The 8548-nt window shown below is 72.9% G+C and carries 9 protein-coding genes; 5 read left to right on the top strand and 4 right to left on the bottom strand.

The genetic code is table 11. The features are described from left to right. Positions 1-123 precede the first annotated feature (123 nt). Positions 124-618 carry a DUF3145 domain-containing protein gene (locus ACFVIU_RS23575; RefSeq protein WP_385844807.1) on the bottom strand — a complete coding sequence of 165 codons (495 nt, stop codon included), beginning with the start codon at positions 616-618 and terminating at the stop codon, positions 124-126. A 266-nt stretch (positions 619-884) separates the two neighbouring features. On the opposite strand from ACFVIU_RS23575, the gene ACFVIU_RS23570 reads away from it, so the two are divergent. The 3 genes from ACFVIU_RS23570 (at position 885) to ACFVIU_RS23560 (ending at position 4325) form a co-directional block, all read left to right on the top strand. Further along, a complete protein-coding gene (locus ACFVIU_RS23570) occupies positions 885-1763 on the top strand; it encodes an SGNH/GDSL hydrolase family protein (RefSeq protein WP_385844806.1) in 879 nt (292 codons plus the stop codon). Between the two features lie 10 nt (positions 1764-1773). Then, positions 1774-2745 (top strand): aldose epimerase family protein, encoded by a 972-nt coding sequence (locus ACFVIU_RS23565; protein ID WP_385844805.1) that lies wholly within the window; start codon positions 1774-1776, stop codon positions 2743-2745. 305 nt (positions 2746-3050) lie between these two features. Next, positions 3051-4325 carry a pyroglutamyl peptidase gene (locus ACFVIU_RS23560; protein ID WP_385844817.1) on the top strand — a complete coding sequence of 425 codons (1275 nt, stop codon included), beginning with the start codon at positions 3051-3053 and terminating at the stop codon, positions 4323-4325. Here ACFVIU_RS23560 and ACFVIU_RS23555 read toward each other — a convergent pair. Together ACFVIU_RS23555 and ACFVIU_RS23550 are read right to left on the bottom strand one after the other, a co-directional pair. Then, on the bottom strand, positions 4315-5139 hold the full coding sequence (locus tag ACFVIU_RS23555) for an EI24 domain-containing protein (protein WP_385844804.1): 825 nt from the start codon (positions 5137-5139) through the stop codon (positions 4315-4317). The two genes, ACFVIU_RS23560 and ACFVIU_RS23555, sit on opposite strands and share 11 nt — an antisense overlap. A gap of 40 nt (positions 5140-5179) precedes the next feature. Continuing rightward, on the bottom strand, positions 5180-5614 hold the full coding sequence (locus ACFVIU_RS23550) for a MarR family winged helix-turn-helix transcriptional regulator (protein ID WP_385844803.1): 435 nt from the start codon (positions 5612-5614) through the stop codon (positions 5180-5182). A gap of 90 nt (positions 5615-5704) precedes the next feature. On the opposite strand from ACFVIU_RS23550, the gene ACFVIU_RS23545 reads away from it, so the two are divergent. After that, positions 5705-6739, top strand: coding sequence for an NADP-dependent oxidoreductase (locus ACFVIU_RS23545; RefSeq protein WP_385844802.1), 1035 nt, complete (start codon positions 5705-5707; stop codon positions 6737-6739). Between the two features lie 100 nt (positions 6740-6839). Beyond that, positions 6840-7259 carry an organic hydroperoxide resistance protein gene (locus tag ACFVIU_RS23540; protein WP_385844801.1) on the top strand — a complete coding sequence of 140 codons (420 nt, stop codon included), beginning with the start codon at positions 6840-6842 and terminating at the stop codon, positions 7257-7259. Positions 7260-7337: 78 nt separating this feature from the next. Here ACFVIU_RS23540 and ACFVIU_RS23535 read toward each other — a convergent pair whose 3' ends face one another. Next, positions 7338-8489, bottom strand: coding sequence for a serine hydrolase domain-containing protein (locus ACFVIU_RS23535; RefSeq protein WP_385844800.1), 1152 nt, complete (start codon positions 8487-8489; stop codon positions 7338-7340). Between the last annotated feature and the right edge of the window lie 59 nt (positions 8490-8548).

Raw genomic sequence — 8548 nt, 5'->3', positions numbered from 1 at the left:
CCCCGCCGTGGGGCGGGGCGCCACCATGTGGGGGGGGGGGGGGCTGGGCTGGCCCCGGGCCCCCCCCCCCCCCCCGGCGGGCGCGGGGGGGCCCCCCCCCGCCGCTCGCTGTTCGGGGGGGGGTCACACCACCTGGTGCAGCCAGCGCACCGGCGCGCCCTCTCCGGCGTACCGGAAGGGCTCCAGTTCGTCGTCCCAGGGCTTGCCGAGGAGCTTGGCGATCTCCGCCTCCAGGTCCGTCTCGCCCCGCTGGCTGCGCAGCAGGGCGGCGCGCAGCCGGTCCTCGGGGATGAGGATGTCTCCGTGGATGCCGGTGACGGCGTGGAAGATGCCGAGGTCGGGGGTGCAGCTGTAGCGCTCGCCCTCGGCGGTGGGGCAGGGCTCGGCGGTGACCTCGAAGCGGAGCAGGTGCCAGCCGCGCAGGGCCGACGCGAGCTTGGAGGCGGTACCGGCCTGGCCCTGCCAGGAGAACTCCGAGCGCCAGGTGCCGGGGGCCGCGGGCTGCCGGATCCAGTCGAGGTTGACGCGGGTGCCGAGCACCCCCGCGACCGCCCACTCGACGTGCGGGCACAGCGCGCGCGGCGCGGAGTGCACGTACAGAACTCCACGTGTCGTCACCGGAACCTCCGGGCAGAGCGGGACATCTTGCGGACTGGCTGGCGGCAGTGGCACGACGGCCGCGTTGATGGCGAGGCTACCCTGCGGCGGCGCAAGGAGTGTGACGTACCGTCGGTCCCGGTGCCAGGAAACCTCTGCCATTCACCCAGGGGGACGCTTGTACGGGTGCGGACCGTTCCAGGGGGCCCGGCCGGGAACCCGCACGCGTTGTTATGGGGGGAAGCACCGGGAATGCACCGGATCCGACGACGAGGGGATCACCAGGGATGCGGAAGGGAAGCAGCCGTGCGCGGGCCGCTCTCGCCGTCGTGGCGGCCGCCGTGCTGGGGGTCGCCGGGTGCGATGCCGGGGGCGGGAGCGCGCCGGGGCCGGAGGTGACCAAGGCGCGTGCCGAGCCTCCGCGGTGGGACCGCAGCCCCGCGTCGATCGCCGCGGTCGGTGACTCCATCACCCGCGGCTTCGACGCGTGCACGGTGCTGTCGGACTGCCCGGAGGTGTCCTGGGCGACGGGCAGTGACGCGAAGGTGGACAGCCTGGCGGTGCGGCTGCTCGGGGTGACCGGGGCGGCGGAGCGCAGCTGGAACTACGCGGTGACCGGTGCCCGGATGGCCGACCTGCCGGCGCAGATGGCCCAGGCGGCGGCCCGGGCCCCGGAGTTGGTGACGGTGATGGTGGGCGCGAACGACGCCTGCCGTGCGTCGGCGGCGGCGATGACCCCGGTGGCCGACTTCCGCGCGGACTTCGAGAAGGCGCTGCGCACCCTGCGCGCGGCGCGGCCGAGGGCACAGGTGTACGTGGCGAGCGTGCCGAACCTGAAGCGGCTGTGGTCCGAGGGCCGCACCAGTGCGCTGGGCAGGCAGGTGTGGCGGCTCGGCATCTGCCCGTCGATGCTGTCGGACGCGGACGACCTGGGCAGCGTGGCCGCCGCGCGCCGGGACCGGGTGCAGCAGCGGGTGGTGGCGTACAACAAGGTGCTGAAGGAGGTGTGCGCCGCGGACCTGCGCTGCCGCTTCGACGACAACCAGGTGTTCGACTACGACTTCGGCACCGGCCAGCTCAGCCAGTGGGACTGGTTCCATCCCAGCAGGGACGGGCAGGCGCGGCTGGCCGAGATCGCCTACCGCACGATCACGGCCGTCACCTAGGGTTTCCCACATGAGTGAACTTTTCGGCACACTTTCCGACGGCACCCCCGTGCACCGCTGGACGCTGGAGCGCGGCGGAGTGCGGGTGCGGGTGTTGTCGTACGGCGGGATCGTGCAGTCGGTGGAGGTCCCGGACCGGGACGGGCGGACCACCGACGTGGTGCTGGGCTTCCCGGACCTGGACGGCTATCTGAGCCACCCGGGACCGTACCTCGGCGCGCTGGTGGGTCGGTACGCCAACCGCATCGGGGGTGCCCGCTTCCCGCTCGACGGCCGCACCTACGCCCTGGCGCCGAACGACGCCCCGAACTCGCTGCACGGCGGTGAGCGCGGGTTCGACAAGCGGGTGTGGGAGGTGACGCCGGTTCGGCACGGCGTCCGGCTGAGCCGGGTCAGCCCGGACGGCGAGGAGGGCTTCCCCGGCCGGCTGGAGGTGACGGCGACGTACACGCTCGACGCGTCGGGCGCGCTGCACCTGGCCTACGAGGCGGTCACGGACGCGCCGACCGTCGTCAACCTCACCCATCACGGCTACTGGAACCTGGCCGGCTCGGGCCTTGCCGGCGGGCACGAACTGCGGCTGGACGCGTCCCGGTTCACCCCGGTGGACGCCGGTCTGATCCCGACCGGGGCGTTCGAGGACGTCACCGGGTCCCGCTTCGACTTCCGCAAACCCCGTGAGATCGGTGCGGGCTACGACCACAACTTCGTCCTGGACAAGGGCGTCACCGGCACCCCGCAGGAGGTCGCGGAGCTGCACGACCCCGGCTCCGGCCGCACCCTGACCGTGGCGACGACCGAGCCCGGCCTCCAGCTCTACACCGCCGACCACCTCCCGGACCCGTTCGTCCCCTGCGCGGGCGTGGCCCTGGAGACCCAGCACTTCCCGGACTCCCCCAACCGCCCGGAGTTCCCGAGCACGGTGCTGCGCGAGGGGGAGGTCTACCGCTCGGAGACGGTGTACGGCTTCGGGGTGCGCTGAGCCGGACCCCGCCGGCCGGACACGAAGGCACGAGCCCCGGCCCAGGGGTCAGGTCCCGGGCCGGGGCTGCTCGTGGGGGACTTGTCCCGGATCAGACGTTAATCGGCGCGGTCGGCCCGCGGTCCGCGATCGGGCGTCCGGCGGGGATCTCGTACGAACCCTTCACATACGCCCACGACTTCGCCTCCTCGTCGGGCCGGCGCCGGCAGGCACCATGGCGTGGGCCACTTCGGGCACGCGATACTTCCGCCGTCCACCGCACCACGCGCCGCACAGCGACGGAAGGACCGACTCCCGTGCCTGCTCTGCCGTTCCAGCGCTTACGTCTCGGTGTTCTCGGCCTGGGCCTGGGGCTGGCCCTGACGGCCGGGCTGTCCGCCCCGGCCGCGGGCGCCTGCGCCGCGCCCGCCGCCCCCTCCCCCACCGTCGAGGAACAGCGGCTCGACCGGGCGGTCCCGCAGGAGATCCTCCGGCGGTCCGGATTCGACACGGTGGCGGAGGAGTTCGCCGGCGAGCTGGGGCGGGCCCGCTCGTACACCGAGGCCCGCCGCGTCGTCGTCCGCGCGGGGTCCGCGCTGTGGCGGCGGGCCGTGGCGCGGGCGCAGGGGCGGGGGCCCGCGGGCGGGGACCTGGACCGCGCCGACGACCGGCCGCTGTACTGGGCGCGGCTGGGCATGACCCGTGCGCTGCGCCTCTGGGAGCCGGACTTCGGGCTCGACGGCGGCCGGCGGGCGGCACTGCTCGACCGGCTGGAGCGCAGCTCGCGGGGGCAGGACGACATCCGGTATCCCGGCGACCCACGGCTCAGGCGGGTGCTGCTGACCGGCTTCGACCCCTTCACCCTGGACCGGGACATCCGTATCTCCAACCCGTCCGGGGCGGCCGCGCTGGCGCTGGACGGCACGGTGATCGAGACGGCGGACGGCCCGGCACGGGTCGAGACGGCTCTCTTCCCGGTGCGCTGGCAGGACTTCACGGACGGCACGGTGGAGCGGACGCTGCGGCCGTATCTGCCGCGGGTCGACCTGTTCACCACCGTGAGTCAGGGCCGGGTCGGCCGGTTCGACATCGAGCGCACCAACGGGGCCTGGCGGGGCGGCTTCCCGGACAACGACGGCATCGGCCGCACGGAGACCGTCCCGGTCGCCGGCCCGGCCGGCCAGCCGCAGTGGACGACGACCACCCTGCCGTACCGGGCGATCACGTCCGCGCCCACCGGACGGTTCCCGGTGTACGACCACACGGAGGTGACCGAGATCCCGGCCGGTGGCACGGAGCCCGTCGTACGGCCGGACGGCCCGACGCCCGGGTCCACGGCCCGTGCCGGGGGCGGCGGGGACTACCTCTCCAACGAGATCGCCTACCGGGCCACCCTGCTGCGCGACCGGCTGGGCCTGCACGGCACGCTGCCCGGCGGCCATGTGCACACGCCGGTCCTCCAGTTCGGGGCGGGCAACACCGACCCGGCGAACGGGGCGGTCACCGACCCGGAGTTCGAGCGCAACCGGGCGGACATCGTCGCGCAGGTGCGGTCGATCGTGCGGGTGGCGGTGGAGGCGGCGCCCCCGGTCAGGCGGTGACCTGCGCGGCCTGGGGGTCCTGGGGGTCCTCGTGGTCGCCGGGGCGCTCCCCGGTGCCGTCCTCGGCGTTCTCCTCGCCGAGCAGGTCGCGGGCGAGCAGGGTGGCGCCCGCGACCGCGCCCGGCATCAGGAACACCGCGACGAACGGGACCAGGAAGGCCAGGCCGAGCGGGGCGCCGAAGCCCCAGACCAGCGCCTTGCGGGAGCGGAGCAGGGCGAGCCGGGCGCGCAGCTCCACGCCGCGGCGCTGGAGGGCGACGGCGGTCAGCTCCTCGGTGAGGAAGAAGCCGGTGACGAAGAATCCGGCCACGGGTACGACGGTCTGCCCGACGAAGGGCAGCAGGCCGAGGGCGAAGAGCAGCACGCCCCACAGCCCGGCCCGGACGAGGATGCGCAGGCTGTCACGGCCCGAGATCCACAGCTCCCGCCACAGGGGCAGCTCCGAGCGGGGGGCGGTGCCGTCGGGCGAGACGTCGGCGTCGACCCGCTCCGAGAGGGCCTCGTAGAAGGGCTGGCCGACGAGGAGGGTGACGGCGGTGAAGGTGAGGACCGCGAGGAGGAGGGCGAGGGCGAACAGGACGACGGTCAGGAAGCCGCGGAAGAGGCCCTGCCAGGGGCTGGACCAGTCGTCGGCGAAGGGGGTGGCCCAGCCGACGGCGTCCTCGCCCCACAGGGCCAGCGCGAGGAGCGCGGCCGCGTACAGCACCAGGGTGATGAGGCCGGGCAGCAGACCGAAGCCGTAGCTCCGCCGGTGCCGGCCCACCCAGCGCTGGCCCTTCCACAGATGGCCGAATCCCGCCCCCAGCTCACGCATACACCCCACCCTACCGACCCGGCTGCGCCGCACCCGCGGGCTAGGCGTGCAGCATGCGGTGGAGCAGGTCGCGCAGTTTCAGGCGTTCCGTTTCCGAGAGGGCGGCCAGGGGTTCTCGGGCGAAGTGGAGTCCGTCCCGCAGTTCCCGGGCCACCCGCCGGCCCTCGTCCGTGGCCGCCGCGAGCTTGACCCGGCGGTCGCCCGGGTCCGGGCGGCGTTCGACCAGGCCGCGCGCCTCCAGGCGGTCCACGATCCCGGTGACGTTCGACGGCTCGCACTTCAGCTTGTGCGCCAGCTTCCGCATGGGCAGCGGCGCCAGCGCCAGCAGGCTGAGCAGCTTCGCCTGGGCGCCGGTCAGCGCATGGGCGGCGGCGGCCTCGTCGTAGTCCGCGTGGTAGCGGGCGACGACCTCGCCGATGAGATCCACGACGTCCAGGGTCACCTGGTCCGGGCGGGGTGTGTGCGGTGCGGGCATGGCTCCAGCCTACCCCTTTACTTGACAAGCTGAAATATTCAGCTGCACAGTTGTTTCAGTTACTGAACTAAATCCGGAAAGGCCCCCGTCATGATCAACCGCGAATGGCACCTGCTCAGCCGTCCCGTCGGCTGGCCGAAGCCCGAGGACTTCGCCCTGGTCGAGACCGAGGTCCCCACCCCCGGTGAGGGCCAGGTCCTCGTCCGGAACAAGTACCTCTCCGTCGACCCGTACATGCGCGGCCGAATGAGTGCCGCGAAGTCGTACGTCGCCCCCTTCGAGCTGGGCGAGGTCATGCAGGGCGGCGCGGTCGGCGAGGTGGTCGCCTCCCGCGCCGAGGGCCTCTCCGTCGGCGACCACGTCCTGCACTTCCTCGGCTGGCGCGAGTACGCCGTCGTCGACGCGCAGCAGGCCGTCAAGGTGGGACCGGCGGCCGTCCCGGCGGTCAAGGTCGACGCCGAGAGCCACGAGGTGCCGCTGTCGACGTACCTGGGCGTGCTCGGCATGACCGGCCTGACCGCCTACGCCGGTCTGCTGCGCACCGCCTCCTTCAAGGAGGGCGACACCGTGTTCGTCTCCGGCGCGGCGGGCGCGGTCGGCAGCCAGGTGGGCCAGATCGCCAAGCTCAAGGGCGCCTCCCGGGTCATCGGCTCGGCCGGCTCCGACGACAAGGTCAAGCTGCTGGTCGAGGAGTACGGCTTCGACGCCGCGTTCAACTACAAGAACGGCTCCGTCGCGGAGCAGCTGCGCGAGGCCGCGCCCGACGGTGTCGACGTCTACTTCGACAACGTCGGCGGGGACCACCTGGAGGCGGCCCTCGGCGCGCTGAACGTGGGCGGCCGGATCGCGATCTGCGGCATGATCTCGATCTACAACAACACCGAGGCGGCCCCCGGCCCGAAGAACCTCGCCCGGCTGATCCAGACCCGCGGCCGCATGGAGGGCTTCCTGGTCAGCGACCACTACGACCTCCAGCCGCAGTTCGTCCAGGAGGTCGGCCCGTGGGTCGCCTCGGGCGCGCTGAAGTACCGCGAGACGGTCGTCGAGGGCATCGAGAACACCCTGGAGGCGTTCCTCGGGGTCCTGCGCGGCGACAACACCGGCAAGATGGTCGTCAAGCTCTAGGCACTTCTTCACGGAGTTTCCGACATGCGGTAGCTTCTTTCCGAAATCCGCCGTCGATCGTGGGCGCGAGTCACGGCGGACCGAGGAGGAAGACAACCGCATGCCCATTCAGCAGTCCGACGTCCTGTACACGGCTGTCGCCACCGCCGAGAACGGCCGCGACGGCCGCGTCGCCACCGACGACGGCAGGCTCGACGTGATCGTGAACCCGCCCAAGGAGATGGGCGGCAACGGTGCCGGCACCAACCCCGAGCAGCTCTTCGCCGCCGGGTACAGCGCCTGCTTCCAGGGCGCGCTCGGTGTCGTCGCCCGCCAGGAGGGCGCCGACGTCTCCGGTTCGACCGTCACCGCGAAGGTCGGCATCGGCAAGAACGACGACGGGTTCGGGATCATCGTGGAGATCTCCGCGAACATCCCGAACGTCGACGCGGCGACGGCCCGGGACCTGATCGAGAAGGCCCACCAGGTGTGCCCCTACTCCAAGGCGACCCGGGGCAACATCAGCGTGACGCTGGTGTGAGGTCAGTCGTTTCCATCGAGGCAGCCGCACCCTTGGACGTGGGGTGCGGCTGCTCTCTTTCCGGCCTCGTGCAGGCCTTCAGAGCGCCAGCGCCGCCCGGTGCAGCGCCGCCACCAGCCCGTTGTTCTCCGGTGCCGCTCCGGGCGTGAGGGACCTGCGCCGGCGGGTGTAGCCGTAGGCCAGGCCGGTGTGCGGGTCGGCGAAGGCCTGGACGCCGCCCGCGCCCTCGTGGCCGAAGGTGCCCGCGCCCAGGAACGGGTGAATGGTGTCCGAGGTCGCCTGGAAGCCGAGGGCGTACGCCTTGTGGGCGCGGAGCACCACGTCGTACCCGACGCAGTGGATCTGGGCCACCTCGGCGAGCGCGTCCGGCTTCAGCAGCGGTGAGCGGTCGTCCACCTCGCTGATCGCCGAGGCGTACATCCTCGCGAGGCCGCGCGCGGAGGCGACCCCGCCTCCCGACGCCGGCCCCTGGGCGCGCACCGGACGGGAGTTGATGTAGTCCTCGGGCGAGACCGGGTCCGGCACGTGCCGGTTGCCGGCGATCGCCATCAGGCTGCGCGGGGCGGGCGGCTGGGCCGCCGCGAGCGCCTGCTGCTCCGGGGTGAGGATCATCGACTGCACCGAACGGAAGCGCGGCTCCTCGGACTCGGGCAGGCCCAGATGGAAGTCCGTGCCGTACGGCGCCCGGATCCGCTCCTCGTAGACCTCCTGGAGCGTACGGCCCAGGACCCGGCGGACCACCTCGCCGGTGAGCGCGCCGATCACCAGCCCGTGGTAGCCGAAGGCCTTCCCCGGCCGCCAGAACGGCCGCTGGTCCGCGAGCCGTTCGGCCATCGCCCGGTCGTCGGCCAGCTCGGCGAGAGAGAACCCGGCGTCGGTCCCGATCACTCCGGCCTGATGTGTGATCAGCTCCCGCAGGGTGACCGACTCCTTGCCCTCGCAGCCGAACTCGGGCCAGTAGTAGGTCACTTTGCGGTCCAGCTCCAGCGTGCCGTCCTGCACCAGGAGCGCGACCACGAGATGCGCGGCGCCCTTGGTGGCCGAGAACACGCCGTAGAGCGAGTCCGCCTCCCCGCCCGCCCAGAGGTCCACGACCCGCCGTCCGTGCACATAGGCGCAGACCTGGCCCTCGTAGTCGGCGCGCTCCCCGGCGACGAAGCGGGCGAACTCCTCGCGCACCGCCTCGAACCCCTCGGCGACCGTGCCGTGGACGGTGATGTCCTGCGTCATCCGCTCTCCTCAACTAGGCCGCTGCCCGGCGCTCCTCCACGGCGGACAGTGTCACCGTT

Origin of the sequence: Streptomyces sp. NPDC127190, assembly GCF_042672505.1 — a bacterium.
Lineage (GTDB): Bacteria > Actinomycetota > Actinomycetes > Streptomycetales > Streptomycetaceae > Streptomyces.
This window is presented reverse-complemented; position numbering and strand designations above follow the sequence as displayed.

Excerpts from the sequence above, each read along its gene's own strand:
- ACFVIU_RS23550 (WP_385844803.1), bottom strand. The coding sequence starts at position 5,614 with ATGCCCGCACCGCACACACCCCGCCCGGACCAGGTGACCCTGGACGTC.
- ACFVIU_RS23535 (WP_385844800.1), bottom strand. The coding sequence starts at position 8,489 with ATGACGCAGGACATCACCGTCCACGGCACGGTCGCCGAGGGGTTCGAG.
- ACFVIU_RS23555 (WP_385844804.1), bottom strand. The coding sequence starts at position 5,139 with ATGCGTGAGCTGGGGGCGGGATTCGGCCATCTGTGGAAGGGCCAGCGC.
- ACFVIU_RS23545 (WP_385844802.1), top strand. The coding sequence starts at position 5,705 with ATGATCAACCGCGAATGGCACCTGCTCAGCCGTCCCGTCGGCTGGCCG.
- ACFVIU_RS23570 (WP_385844806.1), top strand. The coding sequence starts at position 885 with ATGCGGAAGGGAAGCAGCCGTGCGCGGGCCGCTCTCGCCGTCGTGGCG.
- ACFVIU_RS23565 (WP_385844805.1), top strand. The coding sequence starts at position 1,774 with ATGAGTGAACTTTTCGGCACACTTTCCGACGGCACCCCCGTGCACCGC.
- ACFVIU_RS23540 (WP_385844801.1), top strand. The coding sequence starts at position 6,840 with ATGCCCATTCAGCAGTCCGACGTCCTGTACACGGCTGTCGCCACCGCC.